Here is a 23,212-nt window from a genome sequence, read left to right on the forward strand (position 1 = left end):
CAAGGGGAATGACTTGCCCTTGCTTCGACATGAAATCCATCGGGTAAAAAACAGGAGCGAAGTCATGGCCAATATTGAAATCTACACCAAAGCAACCTGCCCGTTTTGCCATCGCGCAAAGGCGCTGTTAAACAGCAAGGGCGTGAGTTTCCAGGAAATTGCGATTGACGGCGACGCCGTGAAGCGTGAAGAGATGATCAAACGTAGTGGCCGAACGACGGTTCCGCAAATTTTTATTGATGCACAGCACATTGGCGGTTGTGACGACTTGTATGCGCTGGATGCGCGTGGTGGACTGGATCCGCTGTTGCGTTAAGGCGTACTCAAGTATTTAAGGACAACACTAAAGGGTTTTACACATGTCAGAACAAAATAACACTGAAATGGCTTTCCAGATCCAACGTATCTATACCAAGGATGTTTCTTTCGAAGCGCCAAACGCACCGCATGTTTTCCAGAAAGATTGGCAGCCAGAGGTTAAACTGGATCTTGATACGGCATCTTCCCAACTGGCGGATGACGTTTATGAAGTTGTGCTGCGTGTTACCGTAACGGCTTCCCTGGGGGAAGAAACCGCGTTCCTGTGCGAAGTTCAGCAGGCCGGTATTTTCTCCATCAGCGGTATTGAAGGTACTCAGATGGCGCATTGCCTGGGCGCATACTGCCCGAACATTCTGTTCCCGTATGCTCGCGAGTGCATCACCAGCCTGGTTTCACGCGGTACGTTCCCGCAACTGAACCTTGCGCCGGTCAATTTTGATGCGCTGTTCATGAACTATTTGCAGCAGCAGGCTGGCGAAGGTACTGAAGAACATCAGGATGCCTGATGAACCAAAGTAATGCGTCAATGACAGTCATCGGTGCCGGCTCGTACGGCACCGCTCTCGCCATCACTCTGGCGAGAAACGGCCACCAGGTTGTCCTGTGGGGCCACGACCCAAAACATATCGCGACCCTGGAGCACGATCGCTGCAACGTCGCGTTCCTTCCCGATGTGCCTTTTCCCGATACGTTACACCTGGAAAGCGACTTAGCAACCGCGCTGGCGGCCAGTCGTAACATTCTGGTGGTGGTGCCAAGCCATGTTTTCAGCGACGTGCTGCGGCAGATTAAACCGCTGATGCGTCCGGATGCGCGTCTGGTATGGGCGACCAAAGGCCTGGAAGCGGAAACGGGGCGCCTGTTGCAGGATGTCGCTCGCGAGGCGTTAGGCGATCAAATCCCGCTGGCGGTGATTTCCGGTCCGACGTTCGCTAAAGAGCTGGCGGCGGGTTTGCCGACGGCAATCTCGCTGGCCTCAACCGATGAGACCTTTGCCGACGATCTCCAGCAACTGTTGCACTGCGGAAAAAGTTTTCGCGTCTATATCAATGCGGATTTTATCGGCGTGCAGCTGGGCGGCGCGGTGAAAAACGTGATTGCGATTGGCGCGGGGATGTCTGACGGCATCGGCTTCGGCGCGAACGCCCGCACGGCGCTAATCACGCGTGGACTGACCGAAATGTCGCGGCTTGGCGCAGCGCTTGGCGCCGATCCCGCCACCTTTATGGGGATGGCGGGCTTAGGCGATCTGGTGCTGACCTGTACCGACAACCAGTCGCGCAACCGCCGCTTTGGCATGATGCTTGGCCAGGGCATGGACGTTAAAGGCGCGCAGGATAAGATTGGCCAGGTGGTCGAAGGCTATCGCAATACGAAAGAAGTTCGTGAATTGGCGCACCGTTTTGGTGTTGAAATGCCAATAACCGAGGAAATTTATCAAGTATTGTATTGCGGAAAAAACGCGCGCGAGGCAGCATTAACGTTATTAGGTCGCGCCCGCAAGGAAGAGCTGAGTCGCCACTAGCCGTAAGGAACTGTTCGCATAAACGACCCAACCCGCACAGAACGGGTTGGTCGTTTTCTGCCCGTCTGGAGTAAGCCATGCCGTGTGAAGAACTGGAAATCGTCTGGAAGAATATTAAAGCTGAAGCCCGCGCTTTAGCTGACTGTGAGCCTATGTTGGCCAGTTTTTATCACGCCACGCTACTCAAGCATGAAAATCTGGGCAGTGCGCTGAGCTATATGCTGGCAAATAAACTGGCTTCGCCCATCATGCCCGCTATCGCTATCCGTGAAGTGGTTGAAGAAGCCTATGCCGCCGACCCGGAAATGATCGCGTCGGCAGCCTGCGATATTCAGGCAGTGCGCACTCGCGATCCGGCGGTGGATAAATACTCCACGCCGCTGTTATATCTGAAAGGCTTTCATGCGCTACAGGCCTATCGCATCGGCCACTGGCTGTGGAATAAAGGTCGCCGCGCGCTGGCTATCTTCCTGCAAAATCAGATTTCGGTCTCGTTTCAGGTGGATATTCACCCGGCAGCGAAAATTGGCCGCGGGATTATGCTCGACCATGCCACCGGTATTGTGGTGGGGGAGACGGCGGTTATTGAGGATGATGTGTCGATCCTGCAATCCGTCACCCTGGGCGGTACCGGGAAAACCAGCGGCGATCGCCATCCTAAAATCCGCGAAGGCGTGATGATTGGCGCCGGCGCGAAAATTCTCGGCAATATCGAGGTGGGGCGCGGCGCGAAAATTGGCGCAGGTTCCGTTGTTTTACAGCCTGTCCCGCCGCACACTACCGCCGCAGGCGTTCCGGCGCGTATTGTCGGCAAGCCGGGCAGCGATAAGCCGTCGATGGATATGGACCAGCATTTCAACGGGATACACCATACGTTTGAGTATGGCGACGGCATCTGAATTGCGCGGTACAACTAAAAAACGCTGTTCCGATGGAGTGCAATCCCGGAACAGCGGAGCGAAGAATTCGCAATGTGGACAATCAGGCTGCGGATGATGTCAGCGTGATGCGATCCAGCGGGCCGACGATAAACAGATATGAAATGAGACCAATAAGTCCCATCGAGCCAACGTATAAAATGGCAAAGTCGAACGACTGAGTATTGGCAAGAATCACGCCGATGACCAGCGGCGTAACGATGCTTGCCATATTGCCGCACATGTTAAATACGCCGCCGGCAATACCCAGAACTTCCTTCGGCGAGGTGTCGCTGAGTACGCACCAGCCCAGGTTACCAAACCCTTTGGCAAAAAAGGCCAGACTCATCGCCGCAATGACCACAAATTCTGAAGAGGTGTAGTTGGCGATCACTATTACGCAAGAGAGCAACATACCGCAGATAACAGGCAGTTTCCGCGCGATGGTAAGGCTATAGCCGCGTTTGAGCAGCCAGTCGGAGAACACGCCGCCGAGCAGGCCGCCAATAAAACCGGCAATGGCTGGAATACTGGCCACAAAACCGACTTTCAGAATCGACATGCCTTTCGCCTGGTACAGGTAGGTCGGGAACCAGGTCAGGAAGAACCAGGTGATAGAGGTGACGCAGAATTGCCCGATGTAAACACCGATCATCATCCGGTTAACACAGACGGTTTTAATCTGCGCGAACGTTATTTTCTGCGGCTCCTTTTTACAGCCCAGAGAGGGCTTGCCACCACCGCTACGAATATAGTCAATTTCCGCTTGATTAACTTTTGGGTGGTGCATCGGATCTTTGACTTTCATTAACCAGAATATACCGAGCATCACACCAATAGCGCCAATATAATAGAAGACAAAATGCCAGCTTAAATTATGCAGAATGATCGTCATTAGCGGGGTGATAATGCCCAGAGAGATATATTGCGCAGCCTGATAAACTGAAGTAACGAAACCTCGTTCATTATTGGGAAACCATTGTACGCTTAAACGACTGTTCGCCGGAAAGGCAGGTGCTTCAATCGCGCCCATCAGCAGACGTAGAATAACCAGTACAATTAATGGGCTGCCATACAGATAGATCGTTCCCTGAAACATGGTTACTAACGACCAGCCAATCAATGCGCAACCGTAAACCAGTCGTGAACCGTAGCGGTCTAATAGCCAACCGCCGGGTAGTTGCATAATGACATAGGCAATACCAAATGAGGAGAAGGCCAGGCCCATTGCTTCCGGATCAAAACCTAATTCTTTACTCATTATTGGGGCAACTACGGATAGAGTTGCGCGATCCGCATAATTAAATACGGTAGCAAGAAATAAAAATATAAGAATGGTATGACGCACTTTTGTGCGCTTTATTATTGTGTTCATTATCTACTCCTCAGATAAGGGCAGAATGCATCCTGTAAGGTAAGAGAGGCGGGACGGATTCCCGCCAGTCGGGTTAAGGGCGTTTGCCAAATTCACATGTTAATTGTGTCCAGCTGCGCGCTTGTTCACTGAGCGTGAAACCCAGACCATGACGATCGGAAATCCACATGCGGCCATCGCGCAGCTCAAGTTGCTCGTTGAATAATGGGTTCAGCCACTCGAAATGTTCCAGCCACGGCTCCAGGGGATACGCTGCGGAAAGGTGCAGGTGTACTTCCATCGCAAAGTGCGGCGCCAGCTTACGCCCGTGTTTCGCCGCCAGATCCATAATCTTCAGGAACGGAGAGATACCGCCGACACGCGGCGCATCTGGCTGAACGAAATCGCTGGCATTGCCCAGAATCAACTGCTCGTGTTCCCGGAAACTGGTCAGCATTTCCCCGGTGGCGATAGGCGTATCCAGCGCGGCAGCAAGCTGGGCGTGGCCTTCGATGTCGTAAGCATCTAATGGTTCTTCAATCCAGATAAGATTGAACTGTTCCATTTTACGCCCCATGCGGATAGCCGTTTCGCGATCCCACTGCTGGTTAGCGTCAACCATTAACGGGAACTCATCCCCAAGCGCTTCACGTACTGCGGTTAAGCGGCGAATATCCTCAGCGCAGTTGGGTTGTCCGACTTTCAACTTAATACCGCCAATGCCATTTTCGCGGGAAATCACCACATTTTTCAGCACTTGATCGAGCGGTGTATGCAAGAACCCCCCTGAGGTGTTGTAACACTGAACGGAGTCGCGGTGCGCGCCCAACAGTTTTGCCAGTGGCAGACCGGCACGTTTAGCCTTCATATCCCATAAGGCGATATCGATAGGGGAGATAGCCTGTACCGCCATCCCGCTACGCCCCACCGAGGCTCCGGCCCACAGCAGCTTAGTGTATATTTTGTCGATATCATTGGGATCTTCGCCCAGTAGATTATCGGCTATCTCTTTGGCGTGAGCATAAATACCCTGGCCGCCAGCACGTTTGGAGTAGCTAAAACCAACGCCCTCAAAGCCATCGCGACTGCGGATTTCGGCAATGATGATTGCCACTTCGGTCAAAGGTTTCTGGCGACCGGTCAGTACCTTCGCGTCACTCACTGGCGTCGCCAGCGGTAGAAAAGCCAGTGATAGCTTCACCCATTCGATACGATCGCCGGTTTCTGCCGCGGTTCTGGTATTCGCCGCTTTTGCATACGTTACGGCGTCGGAATTCGTGCTTAAAGCCATTTTTTTCTCCTGATAATCACAAAATGATTGCGCTAACATTTTTATTATTAAGCGAGCGCAGGATCCAGAAAGTTGATGTTGATTTGAACATTTGATCACATATGTCGTATAAAAAGCAGGATTTATTGCAAAATGGATCACGATCCAAAAATATCTGGGGAAATGCATAATACAAAATGATGGCGCTATCATTTTGTAATGACTGAGCTTGATAAGCTACTGTATTTACGGCCTTTCCTGATGCGAAGCTGGCAATAGCCGCAGGCATGATGAATAATGCGCGGATAAATCAGCCAATCTTTGCAGGGGCATCAGACGTGAAGAGAACCAAATCACCTCGTGCGCCGACGCTGGAAGATGTAGCACGTAGCGCCGGGCTGTCTCCGATGACAGTCAGCCGGGCATTGAATTCGCCACAACTGGTTCGCCCCAAAACGGTTGAGAAAGTCATGCAGGCGGTTCGCGTCACAGGCTACATACCCAACGCGTTAGCCGGTGGTCTGGCGTCGCGACGGAGTAAATTAATCGCTGTCGTCGTGCCGCAAATTAACAACAACATGTTTGTCGATACCATCCAGTCGCTGAGCGATGAACTGGCCCGACGCGGATATCACATATTGCTGTGCGTGGCGGGATATACCGAACAAACGGAAGCGGAGTTGGTGGCGACACTGCTTTCCCGCCGCCCCGATGGCGTGGTGCTTACCGGGATCCATCACACGATAGAACTGAAAAAGGTCATCCTGAACGCGGCTATTCCGGTGGTGGAAATTTGGGACTTAACGCCCACGCCGCTTGATATGCTGGTCGGTTTTTCCCATGAAAAAGTCGGGCAGGCGACGGGGGAGTATCTTCTGAGTAAGGGCTATCGTCGTCCCGGCTTGTTGTGGACTGCCGATCGCCGAGCCGCGCAACGTAAGCAGGGGTTATGTAGTGTTCTTCAACGCCACGCTATTCATGCCGTACCGCAGGTAGATGTCCCCCTTCCGGCATCGCTTTCGCTGGGGCGCAGCGGTTTAAGCCAGCTTTTTGACGAAGGGACGTTTGATGTCATTGTTTGCAGTTCTGATACCCTGGCACAGGGGGCGATGATGGAGGCGGAAAGCCGTGGTTTGCGCATCCCGCATGATTTAGCGGTTATTGGTTTTGGCGACCTTGATTTTGCCGCCAGCAATCGACCGTCAATTACTACCGTAAGCGTTGACAGACGCGCCATTGGCCAGCGCGCCGCTACGTTGTTGGCCGATCGTATTGAACAGAAACCGTGCGCAGAAGCTATTGTGGATATTGGTTTTCATTTGATTGAGCGAGAGTCCGCATAAACGGGAACATGCCATCGGGATCGGCCAGGCCGGAGCAGGCGTTAGCCGCCATCCGGCATTGAATATATTACGACCGCAATACCGCGCCGGAGTATCCTAACTGGCGCCACGCTTCATACACCACCACCGACACCGCATTCGACAGGTTCATGCTACGGCTATCCGGCATCATCGGAATGCGAATCTTCTGCTCTTTAGGCAACGCATCGAGAATGCTGGCGGGCAGGCCGCGCGTTTCCGGGCCAAACATCAAATAATCGCCATCATGATAGCTTACGGCGCTATGGGCGGGCGTACCCTTTGTCGTCAACGCAAACAGGCGCTGCGGATTTTCGGCGGCGATAAAGGCGGCATAATCGTGATGGCGCTGAACCGCGGCGAATTCGTGATAGTCCAGCCCTGCGCGGCGTAAGCGCTTATCATCCCAGGTAAACCCCATCGGTTCGATGATATGCAGACGAAAGCCGGTATTGGCGCAAAGACGGATGATGTTGCCGGTATTCGGCGGGATTTCTGGTTCGAAGAGTACGATGTTAAGCATGATGCCCCCTTAAATGCGGGGGGCAGAATAGCAGAAATTTAGCGGGCTCTCACGCGCCAGGCGTTCAGGCGGCATCGCCTTTGCTCATTGGCGCCAGCGCGGCGGGCAAACTTTTCCCCAGTTCCTGCACCAGTGAATCTCCACTGATTTCGCTAATCGATTTCGCGCCGGTCAGAGTCATGGCGACTTTCATCTCTTTCTCGATCAGATCCAGCAGGTTGGCGACGCCGGCTTTTCCTGCCGTCGCCAGCGCGTAGAGATAGGCCCGACCCAGCAGTACGGTATCGGCCCCCAACGCAATCATACGCACGACATCCAGCCCGTTACGAATCCCGCTATCCGCCAGAATGGCGATATCGCCTTTCACCGCATCGGCAATGGCGGGCAGGGCGCGGGCGGAAGAGAGCACGCCATCGAGCTGGCGGCCGCCGTGATTCGACACCACGATACCGTCAGCGCCGAAACGTACCGCATCGCGGGCATCTTCTGGATCGAGGATCCCTTTGATCACCATTGGGCCGTCCCAGAATTCGCGTATCCACTCCAGATCTTTCCAGGAGATGGACGGATCGAAGTTATTTGCCAGCCAGCCGATGTAGTCTTCAAGGCCGGTCGGTTTACCCAGATAGGCGGAAATATTGCCTAAATCATGCGGACGACCGTTCAGACCGACATCCCACGCCCATTTAGGGTGCATGACCGCCTGCCAGTAACGGCGCATGGCCGCGTTTGGGCCGCTCATCCCGGAGTGGGCGTCACGGTAGCGCGCGCCCGGCGTCGGCATATCCACGGTAAAGACCAGCGTGGAGCAGCCCGCCGCTTTCGCACGTTCAAGCGCGTTGCGCATAAAACCACGATCGCGTAATACGTAGAGCTGGAACCACATGGGGCGTTTAAGCGTGGGGGCTACTTCTTCTATCGGACAGACGGAGACGGTGGAAAGGGTGAACGGAATACCCTTTGCGTCCGCGGCGGCGGCGGCCTGTACTTCGCCGCGACGGGCGTACATGCCGCACAGACCTACCGGCGCTAATGCCACTGGCATCGACAACGTTTCGTTAAACAGGGTCGTTTCCAGGCTTAAATCGGACATATTTTTCAGCACGCGCTGGCGCAGAGCGACTTGCGACAGGTCTTCCACATTTCGGCGCAGGGTATATTCCGCATACGCGCCGCCGTCGATGTAGTGGAAGAGGAAAGGAGGCAACGTGCGCTGAGCTGCGGCGCGATAATCGCTGGCTGCTGAAATAATCATGATTTATTCTCCCTGGTCATCTCATTATGGTCGCCGGGCAGGCGGGTAATACGTGCCTGCCGGGCCTGGTCTTCATCAAATCGTTTAATGGTGGTGTGGACAAAACTGAGGTGCGCCATCATCGCTTTACGCGCGCCGTCGGCGTCACCGTCCAAAATGGCGTCCATTACCGCCTGATGTTGTTCCGTCAGCTTTGAAAATACGGGCGGAACGAGATACATACGCTGGCGACTCTGTTTGACGGAGGATTGCAGGACGTCGAAGAAACCGCGCATGGTTTGCAACAGCACCACATTGTGCGAGGCTTCCGCGATCGCCAGATGAAAGCGCACGTCGGCCTGGGAGGCGAGATCCGGGTCTTCGCTGAGCGTCGCATCAAAGCAGATTCTGATTTTCTCTTTGTCGGCGGCGGTGGCGCGCATAGCGGCATGCCAGGCCGTACTGGCTTCAATGGCGTGGCGGGCTTCCAGGATGTCGAAACTGTAGTCTGGATCGTTCGCCATCAGCGTTTTCAGCGGTTGCACGATATTCTGTTCAGACCAGGTTTCGTGCTGCCAGCGGACAAATGTCCCGCCGCCGCGACGGCTCACCAGCACGCCTTCGCTGACCAGCTTCGCCAGCGCTTCGCGTAAAGAGTTGCGTGATACGCCAAGCTGTATAGCTAGCTGGCGCTCGGCGGGCAATTTCATTCCCGCCTCCAGGTTTTGTTCTTCAATCAGCGCCCGCACACGAGAGGCAATCTCGTCTGACAGGCGTTTTGGCATTACAATCACGGAATCATCCAGGTTAAAACATAGGCCTGAAGCGTGGTGATCACGCCCACCATACAGGTGAAGATCAGGCTGTGTTTGACGGTAAAACGGAACAGATCGGACTCTTTCCCTACCAGTCCCACCGCCGCGCAGGCGATAGCGATAGACTGCGGCGAGATCATCTTCCCGGTTACGCCGCCAGTGGTATTCGCCGCCACCATCAGCACATCAGAGACGCCGATTTGCTGCGCAGCGGTAGCCTGTAGGGAGGCAAACAGCGCGTTAGACGAGGTATCCGAGCCGGTCAGGAAAACGCCCAGCCAGCCGAGGAACGGCGAGAAGAACGTGAAGGCGCCGCCGGTGTGCGCCAGCGCTAACGCCAACGTAGAAGAAAGCCCGGAATAGTTCGAGATAAAGGCGAACGCCAGCACCATGCCGATGGAGTAAATCGGCAACGCCAGCTCTTTCAGCGTGCTGCCAAAGGTCTGGATTGCGGCTGAGGGTTTCATTTTCAGCCAGACGATAGACAACAGCGCGGCAAACAGGATCGCAGTGCCGGTGGCGGAGAACCAGTCAAATTTATACACCGCAGCGTAAGCGGTCGCTTCGTGTACGACCGGCGGCATACGGGCGACCAGTTTATCGAGATACGGTACCGGAACGTTAATTACCCAGTCATACAGCGCGCCGCCGGGGGCAAACAGCGCTTTGAACGGCGGTACGCTCCAGAGAGTGACCGTGGCGGTCAGGAACAGGAACGGCGACCACGCGTGAACAATTTGCCCCTTCGTATAGCGGGTGCGGGCCAGCGTCTGATCGACCTGCGACGCGCCCATATCGCCGAAGCGGAAGATGCGCACCGGCTGCCAACGTTTGAGGAACAGCGTCAGACACACCAGAGAGACCAGCGAAGAGATAATGTCCGGCAGTTCCGGCCCGATAAAGTTGGAGCTGAGATACTGGGCGATAGCAAATGAACCGCCAGAGACCATCACCGCAGGCCAGGTTTCTTTCACGCCGCGCCAGCCGTCCATAATCGCCATAATCCAGAACAGGACGATAATGGTCAGGAACGGTAGCTGACGACCGACCATCTGACCGATTTCAAAGCTGTCCAGGCCGGTGACCTGTCCGGCAACCAGAATCGGGATTCCCATTGCGCCAAATGCGACCGGCGCCGTGTTTACAATCAGGCACAGTCCTGCCGCATATAGCGGGTTAAAGCCAAGCCCTACCAGCAGCGCGGCGGTAATCGCCACCGGCGCGCCGAAACCCGCCGCGCCTTCAAGGAACGCGCCAAAGCAGAAGCCGACAATCAGCATTTGCAGGCGTTGATCGGGCGTCACCGACAGAATTGACGAGCGGATAATGTCAAACTGCCCGGTCTTTACCGAAATTTTATAGACGAAGACCGCGGCGATAATGATCCAGGCAATCGGCCATAGCCCGTAGAAGAAGCCATACACGACCGATGCCAGCGCGTGATCCACCGGCATTTTATAGAACAGCAGCGCGACGGCGAGTGCGATAACCACCGTCCACGAGGCGGCAACATAGCCTTTTAGCTTGAGCTTAATCAGGGCGAAAAAGAAAAATAGGATCGGGAGCGATGCTACCAGGCTGGAAAGCCAGATATTACCCGCCGGGTCATAGTTTTGTTGCCAGAGATTCATTGCAGGTCTCCTGAGAACCACACGCATAATGGGATGAATCTTTGCTCATCTCGTTGGGTCACATTATGTGTAAAAGTGGTCCTGCCAATATTGTTGTGTATGGATAATGACAACGAATAGTTAACCAAGTGTTACTTATTGGCAACGGTAGTGTAGAGTTAATTTAATGAAATGTGAACCATTGGTCGGATTCGGTAGGGATTGGTAGGGCCAATAGCCCGGCCAGTAAGAAGGGAAGAACCGGGTAAGCGAAAGCGCCGCCCGGTCAATGTTTAGAATTCCGTTTTACTAAAGCCTGTCATCTCTTTGAGCCCCATTTCCCGGCCCAGCGCCGTCATCGGGTGCACCACGATCAGACCGCGTACGCTTTTTTTGAGTTTGCCCATATCGGCCTGCTCTTTTTTAGTGATGGCGCGGCGAAACGGCAGGTTCATCAGCTTCTGCGCTTCTTTACTCAGTTTCTGGTTGTGTACTTCGCGCAGACGGATGATTTCTGCTTCCAGTGTCTCTTTTTCTTTTTCCAGCTCCGCATATTTATCAGCGGATTCAACCAGCGAGAGACCTGCCTGCTGGTGGCGAATAGCGTCCAGACGATCGCTCAGGCGTTTAATTTCGTTTTTTTCGACTTCTTTCATTGGATAGCTTCTGACAGAAATGGGGTAGATACCCTATAGTATGCGCGCAGTGGGCGATTCTTCACAACTCATGGCATAAAGATAATCAGTTACGATAAGCATTATACCACTAATAATTTATCTATCTATTTGAGAATAAAGTCCTTTTTTCGAAAGAAAAGACGAAGCGCCTTTTTGCTGGTAAGAAAAGCGATTAAGCACATTTTCCTCAATGACCATGCTAAATCGATCCTAAACTCAAATAAGCGGCCGCGGGAATTAAACGCGGGTCACCCATGGAGGATCTATCATGGCAAAAATAGGTGAGAGCGTACCACTTCTTATTGATAAAGCCGTCGATTTTATGGCGTCCAGCCAGGCGTTCCGTGAGTACCTGAATAAAACGCCGCCGTATAACTATGTTCCTTCCGAAGTGCCGCCGGAGAGCGCGCCCATTTTTTTGCAGCGCCTGGAATATTACCGGCGGCTGTACCGACCAAAAGAAGAAGAAAGAGGCTAACGGCGGGATTTACTTTTGAAAGGCCTTTTTTAAGCTGATTTTAGAAATCAGCTCGGTCAGGGAGAGGACCATTGTCGAACGCACCGCCTGCTGGTAGCGCTGAATTTGCATGGCGTATAGCGCCGCGTCGGACGTATCAAAATGCGGCGGCGGCGGTAGCGCCATGACGCAGTGCAGCTCGCCAAACGGCCCGAGGATCTCATCGTCGGTAAAGGCGTATTCATTGCCGTCGTGATTCAGCTCTTCGCGCAGCGCCATTAACAGCTCCGCATCTTCATATTCGGTGCGGCTGAGTACGCCCAGACCATAGATAAGTTTCAGACGTACCGAAAGATCGCCCAGCGGCCCGTCGCCGTCCAGCAACGGTTCCACAGCGTATTTCACGGCATAGTCGTCTTTGCGAAACACCTGAAGCACCAGAATATTCACCGCTTCGGTCAATAACTCGACGGCGGTGATCAGGAAGCTCCGTACGGTTTTGCCAGCATTCAGACGCTCAAGCACACGATTTTCAAAGGCCTGGGTTTGTTCCATTATTGCCTGCATATCTGACAATCTGTTATCCGGGCGCAGGCTAACCTGCGCCGGGTTCTGCATCATTTGGTCGCGTTATATGCGTTAACCACCTCCGCCACCACATCGCTATTGGCATCCAGCCCGGAGATTTGCGCCAGCGCGGCCAGCGGGCCTTTTTCGGTAATCATATCCGCCAGCTCCTGCGCCTGAGGATCTTCATCGCTACGGAAATGCATCGCCGCCGCGATCCCTTTCACCAGATTCACATGCGGCAGACCATATTCCAGGGTGCCGAGCAGCGGCTTGATCAGACGGTCGCCTGCGCTGAGCTTACGCAGCGGCTGACGGCCTACGCGTTCGACGTCATCTTTCAGATACGGGTTTTCAAAACGACCGAGGATTTTCTGAATGTATGCCGCATGTTTGTCGGCATCAAAACCGTAGCGTTTGATCAGCACCGCGCCGCTTTCTTCCATCGCGCCTTTAACCACCGCGCGAATACTCTCATCGAGAATAGCGTCGCGAATGGTCTGATGACCGGCTAATTTGCCGAGGTACGCGGTTATAGCATGACCGGTGTTCAGCGTGAAGAGCTTACGCTCGACAAAGGCCATCAGATTATCCGTTAACTCCATTCCCGGAATGGTCGGCAATGCGCCTTTAAACTGGGTTTTATCGACGATCCACTCGCTGAAGGTTTCTACCGTTACTTCCAGCGGGTCATGGGTGGCGGAAGCGGAAGGCGGCACGATACGGTCAACGGCGGAATCGACAAAACCGACGTGCTGTTCAACCCAGGCTTTATCGCCATCCGCCAGCGCGTTCATCACATGACCTTTGAGCTGCGTGGTGCCGCGCACCATATTTTCGCAGGCGATGATATTCAGCGGGGCATCCACGCCCTGCGCCTTACGTTTTGCCAGCCCTTTAGCGATAGCCGGAGCGATACGTTCCAGCACCACCGGGCCGACAGCGGTCGTCACCAGGTCGACGCTGGCAATCAACTCCACCACCTCATCGCCGATGCTACTTACCGCGTTAACGCCGGAAACCGTATCCACCTGCTCATTTTCACCCACAACATGAACCTGATAGCTATGACGGGCATTCAGGGCGTCAAGCACCACCTGATTGACATCCGCAAACGTCAGTTGTATCCCCGCGTCAGCCAGCAATTTGCCGATAAAGCCACGACCGATATTACCTGCGCCAAAATGTAATGCTTTCATAGTATTAACCTTCATTAATGTTTTTACCCGAGAGGGCTGGGGTGAGGCTTTCCCCTCAACCTAACCCTCTCCCTTGCGGGAGAGGAAACCATAGGCCCGATAAGCATAGCGCCACCGGGCAAACAGAACTTACTTACGACCTGCCAGCAGTTCCAGCACTTCATCGACGCTGGTGGTGTGCGCCAGACGTTCAATCACGGACTCGTCATCCAGAGCGTTAGTTAGGCTGGTAATCACCTGAATATGCTCATTATTACGAGCGGCGATGCCGATGACCAGACGCGCGATGTCATCTTCTTCCTCGCCGAAGCGCACGCCTTCCGGATACTGGCAGAACACCACGCCGGTTTTCAGTACGCGATCTTTCGCTTCCACCGTACCGTGCGGCACTGCGATAGACTCGCCCAGATAGGTCGGGGTGAGTTTTTCACGTTCCAGCATCGCGTCGACATATTCCGGCTGTACGTAGCCGCCTTTCACCAACTGCTCGCCAGCGAAGCGAATCGCCTCTTCTTTCGTGGCCGCTTTACGTCCGAGGAAGATATTCTCCGCACCCAGCTTGAACAGGTTGTTATCGCCCTCTTCAAAGCTGTCTTTCAGATGATCGCGGACCTTCTCTTCATTGGTATTGTGGCGCTGTGCGGCAACCAGACGTTCGGTCAGGCTGGTGTACAGGCCGCTATCCAGGAAGTTGGTCAGCGAAATATGCTGCGCCTGCGGTACCTGGCGCATCGCGCGCTCGGTGAGATCGCGGTGGGTGATGACCAGATCGACATCCGGCGGCAGGTTGTTAATGGCGCTGTTGGTGACGGAGATCTGGCTCAGACCCGCATCCTGTACTTTCTTACGCAGCACGCCTGCGCCCATCGCGCTGGAACCCATACCGGCATCGCAGGCGACAATGATTTTACGTACATGGCTGAGGTCGTTGGTGACATCGCCAGCCGCCAGCGGAGAGGCGCCTTTGGACTGCGCTTTCATGTCATGCATACGACGGGTAGCCGCTTCAATGTCATCTTCTTCTTTCACTTTGCTGGTTTTCAGCAGAATCGCAGAGACCACGAAGGAGACCGCCATTGCCGCCACGATGGCAGTGATGTTAGCGAAGTAAGCGCCTTTTGGCGTCATTGCCAGGACCGCCAGAATGGAACCCGGAGAGGCGGGAGAGACCAGACCGCCGTTCAGGATGGTCAGGGTGAATACGCCGGTCATACCGCCGAGAATTACCGCCAGAATCAGACGCGGGTTCATCAGCACATACGGGAAGTAGATCTCGTGGATACCGCCCAGGAAGTGGATAATTGCCGCGCCGCCCGCAGACTGTTTAGCGCTGCCGCGACCGAAGAACATGTACGCCAGCAGGACGCCCATCCCCGGACCCGGGTTAGCTTCAATCAGGAAGAAGATGGATTTACCCATCTCATGGGACTGCTGGATACCCAGCGGCGAGAAGATACCGTGGTTAATCGCGTTATTGAGGAACAGGATTTTCGCCGGTTCAACAAAAATGGATGCCAGCGGCAGCATATCGTGCGCCACCATGAAGTTAACGCCCGCCGCCAGAATTTTGGACAGAACTTCAACCGCCGGGCCAATGCCGAGGAACGCCAGCATGGCGAGGATCATACCGATAATGCCAGCGGAGAAGTTGTTCACCAGCATCTCAAAACCGGATTTGATCTTACCGTCTACCCAACTGTCGAATTTCTTAATGCAGTATCCGCCCAGCGGACCTGCGATCATAGAGCCGAGGAACATCGGCATATCCGCGCCGACGATAACGCCCATGGTAGTGATAGCGCCCACCACGCCGCCGCGTTCGCCGCCAACCAGACGACCGCCGGTATAACCGATCAGCAGCGGCAACAGGTAGGTGATCATCGGACCGACCAGTTTCGCCAGCGTTTCGTTAGGCAACCACCCTGTCGGAATAAATAATGCGGTGATAATACCCCACGCGATAAACGCGCCGATATTAGGCATCACCATATTGCTGAGGAATCGACCAAAGCTTTGTACTTTGATCTTAATATCGGATGACATAAAAACACCCCTTCTTATGTTGCTCTCGCGCAGGCTGAAAAGCCCGAGGTTTGTTAATGTAGCGGCAGAGGTAGCCGGACCCTGTAGTGTAGATACTGCGCAATCTGGCACTGAATCGTTCAACTGTCCAGACAGTGGTAGTTAGTGTGATTTAGATCACATAAATATAGGGGGTAGGGAGGTAATTGATGTGATGTTGATCGCAAATTTACTGTGTAAAAAAACAACTAATCCGATTTTCAGACCTTAAATGACAATTTTATGTGATATGTTTCACATTTTTATTTTGGTGCTTTGTTGAATTTTTGTGATCTTAATCACAGGATATTTTTGGTGGCCAGCGCGTTAAAGCGATTCTGGACACGTTCTTCGCCTGACAGCAATTTGCAATGTAATCGAGCAACCTCTCGTCGTGAAAAACGTTAAGTTAGTGTAATGGCGAAACTCGCCAACCCGAATTATGTTAAAAATATCAGCCAGCATTGCATCGGCTGCCTGCCATCCGGAAACGCCTATTAGCATGAATCCGGTGCAAATAGGTTTCTAAATGGAGTTTACGCCCAAGTGGCGGGCTACTTCGACCATTTCAGCCATGTTTCGGTGATGCGCAAAGTTCTGCTGCGTATGACCAGTTGGATGTACTATTTCTGCCTTGATCATTGATTTCTTCGGAAGGAGAAATATAAATTCTGAATGTTATGGTTATTTTATATTGTTTTATTTCTGTTATTACGGTCTCAGGCGTAGGTTAAATATCATCTATATACGAACGTACTGGTGACTTATTTACGTAATTAACAAGGTGGTTATATGTCTGGTAATACAACACGAACGATTCTCCGCAATCTGAAGTTAGAACATGATTCTGCTTGGCAGCAAATTCATATGAAATATAATAAATTTGCTCCTACCATTGATACTCCTTTAATTATTACCGACCCCTATCGGTGCAATATGCTTTCAGCTTTACTTTGTTTTAGAACAGAGAGTCCAGCGCAAATTAGTATTACGATAGGTATTGGTGATACACAAACAGATATCGCTTTTGATTTTTCTAAGCAAGGTCAATGGCATCTGGATCATTTTATACCTATTGCAGGTCTTTATCCTGATAGCGCTAATAAGGTTGATGTTACAGTAAGTTATGAAGATGGCACCGTTGAAACTAAAAATTACACTATTCAAACACAAGCTTTACCTGACGTCCCTGTATTAATGCCAGTGTTAGGCAAAATAGAAAATTTCGAATATACAGAAAAATTTGATCTTATGGCAGAAGGACTTACGTTTATGGCCCCGCAGTCCGCCTATATTTTTGGTGTAGACAGTAAACGTAACGTACGCTGGATTTTACAGGGGGACTATGTTAATTCTGAATGGTCGGATATTGAGCGTCTAGCAAACGGTAATTTTCTTATCAGTTTCGGTTTTTATGAACTTCGTGAAGTAGATATACTGGGACGATGCCTGAAGCAAACTATTTTAACTTCCCGTATGCATCATGATTGGTTCGAACTCGATAACGGTCAATTACTGATTACTACCGAGGATGATTCTCATCCTGATAACTTTGTCATGGATGTGTCGGAAGTTATCAATTATCCCGAATCTTCAGATACTGTTTATCAGTTAAGAATGCGTGAAGTGCTGGATACTACACGCGTGGCTATTCCTAATGTGAATGCACAAAGTGATAATGACGATAAAGATTGGTTTCATAATAACCGTTCTGTTTATGACGTAAGAAACCAGAGCTTTATTGTTTCAGGGCGTCATCAGGATGCTATAATTTCTTTTATGCAGACAGCCGCAGAACTCGATCATACATTAGAGTTAGATGATATTAACTGGATTATGGGTCCTCATGATAATTGGGTCGAGGCTTACCAGAGTAAATTGCTAACACCTATTGATGAGAATGGAAACATTATTGATGATACTACTGCTAATCTGGAGTTTTGGAACTGGGGGCAGCATTCTGTTTCAATCCCCGCCGATCAGCCGGAAGATGATAACCTTGCAGATTATATCATTTTTAATAATGGTAACTATCGCAGTTATGATCAGACACTGGCTGTTCCGGCTTCCTCAAATTATTCACAGTGCTCACGTTATCGCATTAATCGTAGCACTATGACGATTCAGAAAGTTTGGACGTTTGGACAAGAACTCGGAAGCGGACACTATGGTTCATTCGTTGGTAGCGTGCGCGATCATGATACTACCTATATCGTCAATGCGGGGGGAATTTGCCTGAATGGTGAAGGCATCAACGTGGGTACACATTATGGCGATCCTGATAATGAGCTTATCCTTAATGATATTTATCCTCACGCTTGTGTTTATGAAGTTCTGAAAGAAACAAAAGAGATTATTTGGGGAATGGAATTTTCTTGGGAGTTAACTCCTTATTTTGTTTACTTCAATTTTAAAGCAACCCGTGCCCCAATGTATCCTGAAAACATAAATATTTATTCTGCTTAATCGAACCGGGATGTTTTCTTCCTATTTGGCTTACTTTAAAGTGTCGAGGGAAATTCCATGATGGCGGCAGGCGGTTGTTGACGCTGTATTTGTGCCGCCATAAATCGCATATAAGGGGCCATATGACTGAACATCGCTTTATAACCTTCATAATCACAGGTTATGCCAGCGATGAGCTGCAGAACAGATACGATGCTTAGGGTAACCACCATGACAGGTGAATCGCCATTCGCAGCGTAAACTCCCCGGATGATGTTCAGGGTAAACATAGTGGTCGCAACAATCGACATCGCCGCCTTGCCAGGTAAATCCAATTTCGTTAGTGGGATGCGCGGCGATGTACTAACTGATGTCATGTTCCCCATCTTTTCATCCATATCTTTTCATCCATATGGCGCTACGGCTGTGGCGGTTCCAGTGCGCCATATCCTGTCCTCAGATAAACCAGTAATAAAAAACGTATTCCATTGATAAGTAAAAACTTTCCCATCAAGTTAAAAGGGCGCTGCATACAACTCTCCGTTACGGCGGCAGAAAATATTTGGTGACGAGCGTCACTATTTCAGCGTCTTTCGTTGACAAAGTGAGCGAATGGTTGGAACAATAATTTCATTAAATAATTATATTCGTGAAATTAAAACTTCATTTACCAATATCAGGGATTCGTATGAGCAGGTTATTTTCTGGAGCACAGAATCTGGGTAAGTCGTTTATGTTACCTATCGCTATTCTCCCCGCCGCCGGTTTGTTACTGGGATTCGGTGGCGTATTTACCAACCCCATTACGGTGTCGACTTACCCTTTTTTGAACAACGAAATCGTTCAGGCGATTTTTACCATTATGCGCCTGTGCGGCAGTGTGGTTTTTGACAATTTATCACTGTTGTTCTCGGTGGGAATTGCCGTTGGCCTAGCGCGCAGCGACAAAGGGACTGCCGGACTGGCGGCCGTGCTGTGTTTTCTGATGATGAATAAAGCCATCAACGCCTTATTGCTTTTGACTGGCACGCTGGCGACAGAGAATTTAGCCGCCGTAGGGCAAGCCAGCGTTTTGGGCATTACCACGCTGCAAACTGGTGTTCTGGGTGGGGTAATGTGTGGTTTGCTGACATCATGGGTGCATGGTCGGTATGGTAAAACGCAGTTGCCTAATATGCTGGCATTTTTCAGCGGCTCACGCTTTGTGCCTATCATGACCTCGTTTTTCGCCATTTTTCTTGGCATCGTCTTGTTTTGGGTGTGGCCGCATATTCAGGCTGGTATTTCTTACCTCGGCATTCTGGTGGAAAGCACGGGTTATCTCGGTACGCTGATCTACGGCATAATCCTCAAGTGTCTGATCCCCCTCGGCCTTCATCATCTCTTCTATATGCCTTTTTGGTTAACCAGCGTCGGTGGTGAAGCGGTCGTCAATGGACACGTTGTTGAAGGCACGCAGAAAATCTTCTTCGCTCAATTGGCCGATCCTTCAGTCACGCAGTACTACATCGGCGTTTCACGCTTTATGGCCGGGCGCTTTGCTGACTTTATGTTTGGCCTGCCGGGCGCCGCGCTGGCTATCTATCACTGCGCAAAACCTGAGAACAAAAAGAAAGTCGCCAGCCTGATGCTTTCCGCGGCGTTAACTGCATTTGTAACGGGTATTACCGAACCGCTGGAGTTCGCTTTTATGTTTTGTGCGCCGCTGCTGTATGTGGTGCATATCGTGTTAACCGGCTTCGCGTTTATGTTCTCGCATATTCTCGAAATTACCGTTGGGCAGACCTTCTCTGGCGGGCTGGTGGATTTTCTACTCTTCGGCGTACTGCAAGGTAATGCCAAAACAAACTGGATAATGATATTCCCGCTGGGTGTGGTCATGTTCTGCGTCTACTACTTCACGTTCCGTTTTTTGATCCAGTGGCGGCAGCTAAAAACGCCAGGTCGGGAAGATGAATCTGAAGATATCGTCACCGCTGACGTGGGCAGCAATACGCGCGCTGCGGGCATTGTTGAGGCATTAGGCGGTCGCAATAATATTGCTGATGTTGACTGCTGTGCTACGCGGTTACGTATAACCGTCAATACGCCGGAAAAGGTTAATCTGGAGCGCTTTAAGTCCTTGGGGAGTAAAGGCGCTTTTATTCGCGGTCAGGGAGTACAGGTTGTGTATGGCCCACATGTCACGCTGATTAAAAACGAAGTTGAAGAATTTATCGGTTCATAAAGAGAGATGTCTTATGAAAGCAGTTATGTTGATGTTTGACACCCTGACGCGCAATCATCTTGCCCCCTATGGCGGCGATGCAATCACGCCTAACTTTACGCGCCTGGCTCAGGAGTCTGCGCAGTTCGATAATTTCTATGTCGGCAGTATGCCCTGCATGCCAGCCCGCCGTGAACTGCATACGGGACGCTACAACTTCCTGCATCGCAGTTGGGGGCCGCTGGAGCCGTTTGACTTTTCCGCGATGCAGGCGCTGCGTCAGCATGGCGTGCATACACACATGGTGACTGACCATAAGCACTACTGGCGAGATGGCGGGGCGACCTACCACACGCGCTACTCCACCTTTGAATTTATTCGCGGTCAGGAGGGCGACTGTTGGAAAGGACAGGTAGAGAAACCAGTGATTCGCTGGCAGGGCAATGAAGATGAAGAAACGCTACGCCGCCGTGCTGGGCGCATGACCCAGGATCTGATCAATCGAGCGGCCATGCCAACCCAACAGGAACATTTTACTCATCGTACGATAAGCGCCGGGATGGAGTTCCTTCAAAACAACTGTGAGCAGGATAACTGGTTTCTGCAAATTGAATGTTTTGATCCGCATGAACCCTTTTTTGTCCCGGAAAAATATCTCACGCAATACGGCTGTAAGCCGGAAGAGTTTGATGGTTGGGTTCCTTATTACTGCGGTGCGCCGGGCGGTAAGGATGATGAAAAGGTCCGCAAATTCTACCAGGCCTTGATCACTATGTGTGATGATTACCTTGGACAGGTGATGGATAAGCTCAAGGCGCTCAATTTGTGGGATGACACGCTATTTATTGTCTGTACCGATCACGGTTTCTTATTGGGCGAGCATCAATGGTGGGGTAAAAACATCATGCCGGTGTATAACGAGATCGCCAATACACCGTTTTTCATCCGTGACCCGCGATGCAAAATACGCGGTGTCCGACGTCAGGCGTTGGCGCAAACCGTGGATATCCCCGCTACTCTGATGGAGTATTTTGAGATACCCAGACCGGCAACAATGACCGGACAACCGCTTCGCTCAGCCATTGAGCGTGATAAGCCTGTTCGTGATTATGCTCTGTTTGGTTATTTCGGTGGTCATATCAACATCACCGACGGTGAGTACGTCTATATGCGATGCCCGCGTGAGCAACATAAAGCGAATCTGTATGAATACACGCTGATGCCGACGCGCATTGACAGTCCGTTCAAAATTGATGAGCTGAAGGATATCCGCATTCACCCTGGCTTTGATTTCACCCAAGGGACCCAAGTGATGCAAATACCGGCGACCTTTGGTTATCTTAATCCGTGGCGGTTTGGCGATAAGCTTTTCGACCTTAAGAACGATCCCGAACAATGTCACCCACTCAACGATGAAGCGCTGTCTCATCGCTATGCCAGCGCCATGATCCCGTTGATGCAACAGCATGATGCGCCGCCAGAGCTGTATACCCGTTTTGAACTGGACCCGCTATCTCCTGAGCGTGATGCAGATTTCGCCTGCCGCCAGAAGCAAAAGTGCAACGGTTATGAATGTGCGCATCCCGGTGTGGCTGAGGCCTTGTCTTTTCTGATACGCAATAGCGCGGCGGATGCCTTCACGCTACGCCATGATAAACCAGTTGAGGAGGCGGACATCTATAAACTTATAGATACCTTATTCCATGGTGATAAGCATCGCGCGATGGTTTACCAGACGCGTCTGTTATTACGTACTGCCTAAGGCGCCGATATGGAATGGTATTTAGAAAATGCCCGTTTTCGGATGATGGTCAGGGACATCGGCGCGGAGCTGACGCTGCTTTGGGACAAACATCGCCAGCGCAACTGGATATGGCAACCCCAGCCTGGGGTGTGGAATAACTCGGCGACGCAGCTCTTTCCGGTGGTAGGGCAATTGATTCACGGCGGATTATGGCAGGATGAGCGCTTTTTCCCTCTTTCCGCGCACGGTTTTCTACGCCAGCAAACGTTTCGTTGCCTGGCACATGATGCTACACACCTGCGGCTTGAGGTTAGCGATAACAATGACACGCGAGAGGTATGGCCTTTCAAATGGCGTATTCAACTTGACTGGTCATTAGAGGATGAGGGGCTGAACGTCACCTGGAAGGTGCTTAACGAAGACCATCAGGCATGGGGTTACTCGCTTGGCTGGCATCCGGGTTTCGCGCTGCCGGTAGCCAGTGAACCTGGCTGGCAGGTGCGATTCAACCATCCTTGTCAGGGGCCTTTTCCCACCGTTAACCGAACGCTGGAGATCCCCAGGACACCCGCCACGTCGACACTTTTTCAGCTCCAGCCGCAGACGTTTGTTAGTGGAGCAGTCTATTTAGTTCCGGGTGAGGAGAATCAATGGGCGGTGTGTTCGCCCCTGGGACATGAGCAGATCGTGTTTTCCGCCAGCTCGCCCTGGCTTGCGCTGTGGGGCGTGCCTGGCGCAGATTTGCTGTGTGTCGAGGCGTTATCCGGGACGACGGATGATCCGCATTTTGATGGGCAGGTCGCCCATAAACGCGGCATTCAATGGTTGCGTTCGGGCGAGCAACATCGCCATTGGATCTCTGTCAGGTTCCCGGCAGACACCGAACAATAAGCGGGATAAACTACCTGACTTATCTCACGGTCAGG

The 23,212-nt window shown here is 51.9% G+C and carries 21 protein-coding genes and 1 pseudogene; 11 read left to right on the forward strand and 11 right to left on the reverse strand.

Annotated features, from left to right (window positions below; translation table 11 throughout):
- Window positions 1-64: 64 nt before the first annotated feature.
- The 4 genes from grxC (at window position 65) to cysE (ending at window position 2,745) form a co-directional block, all read left to right on the forward strand.
- Window positions 65-316: a glutaredoxin 3 gene (grxC, locus tag F4V61_RS12920; RefSeq protein WP_001273795.1), complete on the forward strand. Its 252-nt coding sequence runs from the start codon at window positions 65-67 to the stop codon at window positions 314-316.
- Between the two features lie 43 nt (window positions 317-359).
- Complete coding sequence (gene secB / locus F4V61_RS12925) at window positions 360-827, forward strand: protein-export chaperone SecB (protein WP_000003370.1); 468 nt, start codon at window positions 360-362, stop codon at window positions 825-827.
- Complete coding sequence (gene gpsA / locus F4V61_RS12930; protein ID WP_001076596.1) at window positions 827-1,846, forward strand: NAD(P)H-dependent glycerol-3-phosphate dehydrogenase; 1,020 nt, start codon at window positions 827-829, stop codon at window positions 1,844-1,846. The genes secB and gpsA overlap by 1 nt, the downstream gene beginning before the upstream one ends.
- Before the next feature lie 77 nt (window positions 1,847-1,923).
- Window positions 1,924-2,745, forward strand: coding sequence for a serine O-acetyltransferase (cysE, locus tag F4V61_RS12935; RefSeq protein ID WP_001112111.1), 822 nt, complete (start codon window positions 1,924-1,926; stop codon window positions 2,743-2,745).
- 82 nt (window positions 2,746-2,827) lie between these two features.
- On the opposite strand, the gene F4V61_RS12940 is transcribed toward cysE, so the two are convergent.
- Both F4V61_RS12940 and F4V61_RS12945 read right to left on the reverse strand, forming a co-directional pair.
- Entirely contained in the window at window positions 2,828-4,138 is a 1,311-nt protein-coding gene (locus tag F4V61_RS12940) for an MFS transporter (protein ID WP_079827435.1), read from the reverse strand.
- Between the two features lie 73 nt (window positions 4,139-4,211).
- Window positions 4,212-5,408: an L-talarate/galactarate dehydratase gene (locus F4V61_RS12945; RefSeq protein WP_079781307.1), complete on the reverse strand. Its 1,197-nt coding sequence runs from the start codon at window positions 5,406-5,408 to the stop codon at window positions 4,212-4,214.
- 317 nt (window positions 5,409-5,725) lie between these two features.
- On the opposite strand from F4V61_RS12945, the gene F4V61_RS12950 reads away from it, so the two are divergent.
- The gene (locus tag F4V61_RS12950) at window positions 5,726-6,730 is read left to right on the forward strand and encodes a LacI family DNA-binding transcriptional regulator (protein WP_001537635.1); all 1,005 of its coding nucleotides are present in this window, start codon (window positions 5,726-5,728) and stop codon (window positions 6,728-6,730) included.
- A gap of 67 nt (window positions 6,731-6,797) precedes the next feature.
- Here the strand turns inward: F4V61_RS12950 and trmL are convergent, their stop codons facing one another.
- The 5 genes from trmL to F4V61_RS12975 form a co-directional block, all read right to left on the reverse strand.
- Window positions 6,798-7,271, reverse strand: a complete 474-nt coding sequence (trmL, locus tag F4V61_RS12955; protein WP_038397402.1) for a tRNA (uridine(34)/cytosine(34)/5-carboxymethylaminomethyluridine(34)-2'-O)-methyltransferase TrmL — start codon at window positions 7,269-7,271, stop codon at window positions 6,798-6,800.
- A gap of 64 nt (window positions 7,272-7,335) precedes the next feature.
- Window positions 7,336-8,526 carry an FMN-dependent L-lactate dehydrogenase LldD gene (lldD, locus tag F4V61_RS12960; protein WP_001635973.1) on the reverse strand — a complete coding sequence of 397 codons (1,191 nt, stop codon included), beginning with the start codon at window positions 8,524-8,526 and terminating at the stop codon, window positions 7,336-7,338.
- Window positions 8,523-9,299 carry a transcriptional regulator LldR gene (gene lldR, locus F4V61_RS12965; RefSeq protein WP_038397403.1) on the reverse strand — a complete coding sequence of 259 codons (777 nt, stop codon included), beginning with the start codon at window positions 9,297-9,299 and terminating at the stop codon, window positions 8,523-8,525. Before lldR ends, lldD begins: the two co-directional genes overlap by 4 nt.
- The gene (gene lldP / locus F4V61_RS12970; RefSeq protein WP_080160954.1) at window positions 9,296-10,951 is read right to left on the reverse strand and encodes an L-lactate permease; all 1,656 of its coding nucleotides are present in this window, start codon (window positions 10,949-10,951) and stop codon (window positions 9,296-9,298) included. The genes lldR and lldP overlap by 4 nt, the downstream gene beginning before the upstream one ends.
- Window positions 10,952-11,223: 272 nt before the next feature.
- A complete protein-coding gene (locus F4V61_RS12975) occupies window positions 11,224-11,586 on the reverse strand; it encodes a YibL family ribosome-associated protein (protein ID WP_080160955.1) in 363 nt (120 codons plus the stop codon).
- Window positions 11,587-11,875: 289 nt separating this feature from the next.
- Here F4V61_RS12975 and F4V61_RS12980 point away from each other — a divergent pair, with 289 nt between their 5' ends.
- Window positions 11,876-12,085, forward strand: coding sequence for a hypothetical protein (locus F4V61_RS12980; RefSeq protein ID WP_001062564.1), 210 nt, complete (start codon window positions 11,876-11,878; stop codon window positions 12,083-12,085).
- Between the two features lie 9 nt (window positions 12,086-12,094).
- Here F4V61_RS12980 and mtlR read toward each other — a convergent pair whose 3' ends face one another.
- From mtlR to mtlA, 3 genes are all read right to left on the reverse strand, one after another.
- A complete protein-coding gene (mtlR, locus tag F4V61_RS12985; RefSeq protein WP_000983430.1) occupies window positions 12,095-12,685 on the reverse strand; it encodes a mannitol operon repressor MtlR in 591 nt (196 codons plus the stop codon).
- The gene (gene mtlD / locus F4V61_RS12990) at window positions 12,682-13,830 is read right to left on the reverse strand and encodes a mannitol-1-phosphate 5-dehydrogenase (RefSeq protein ID WP_024132088.1); all 1,149 of its coding nucleotides are present in this window, start codon (window positions 13,828-13,830) and stop codon (window positions 12,682-12,684) included. Before mtlD ends, mtlR begins: the two co-directional genes overlap by 4 nt.
- 129 nt (window positions 13,831-13,959) lie before the next feature.
- Entirely contained in the window at window positions 13,960-15,873 is a 1,914-nt protein-coding gene (mtlA, locus tag F4V61_RS12995) for a PTS mannitol transporter subunit IICBA (RefSeq protein WP_000093295.1), read from the reverse strand.
- Between the two features lie 546 nt (window positions 15,874-16,419).
- Here mtlA and F4V61_RS22405 point away from each other — a divergent pair.
- Window positions 16,420-16,536, forward strand: a pseudogene (locus F4V61_RS22405) (hypothetical protein); the annotation flags it as partial.
- 147 nt (window positions 16,537-16,683) lie between these two features.
- The gene (locus F4V61_RS13000) at window positions 16,684-18,357 is read left to right on the forward strand and encodes an aryl-sulfate sulfotransferase (RefSeq protein WP_080160956.1); all 1,674 of its coding nucleotides are present in this window, start codon (window positions 16,684-16,686) and stop codon (window positions 18,355-18,357) included.
- A gap of 35 nt (window positions 18,358-18,392) precedes the next feature.
- Here F4V61_RS13000 and F4V61_RS13005 read toward each other — a convergent pair whose 3' ends face one another.
- On the reverse strand, window positions 18,393-18,734 hold the full coding sequence (locus tag F4V61_RS13005) for a hypothetical protein (protein WP_232081985.1): 342 nt from the start codon (window positions 18,732-18,734) through the stop codon (window positions 18,393-18,395).
- 290 nt (window positions 18,735-19,024) lie between these two features.
- Between F4V61_RS13005 and F4V61_RS13010 the strand changes: the two genes are divergently transcribed.
- Genes F4V61_RS13010 through F4V61_RS13020 form a run of 3 tightly spaced genes read left to right on the forward strand, consistent with a single transcriptional unit; the run spans window position 19,025 to window position 23,177 of the window.
- The gene (locus F4V61_RS13010; protein WP_000088636.1) at window positions 19,025-20,563 is read left to right on the forward strand and encodes a PTS transporter subunit EIIC; all 1,539 of its coding nucleotides are present in this window, start codon (window positions 19,025-19,027) and stop codon (window positions 20,561-20,563) included.
- A gap of 13 nt (window positions 20,564-20,576) precedes the next feature.
- Entirely contained in the window at window positions 20,577-22,304 is a 1,728-nt protein-coding gene (locus tag F4V61_RS13015; protein ID WP_080160957.1) for a sulfatase, read from the forward strand.
- A 9-nt stretch (window positions 22,305-22,313) separates the two neighbouring features.
- On the forward strand, window positions 22,314-23,177 hold the full coding sequence (locus tag F4V61_RS13020) for an aldose 1-epimerase family protein (RefSeq protein WP_000455436.1): 864 nt from the start codon (window positions 22,314-22,316) through the stop codon (window positions 23,175-23,177).
- Window positions 23,178-23,212 lie beyond the last annotated feature (35 nt).

It is taken from the genome of Salmonella enterica subsp. arizonae (genome assembly GCF_008692845.1).
GTDB lineage: Bacteria > Pseudomonadota > Gammaproteobacteria > Enterobacterales > Enterobacteriaceae > Salmonella > Salmonella arizonae.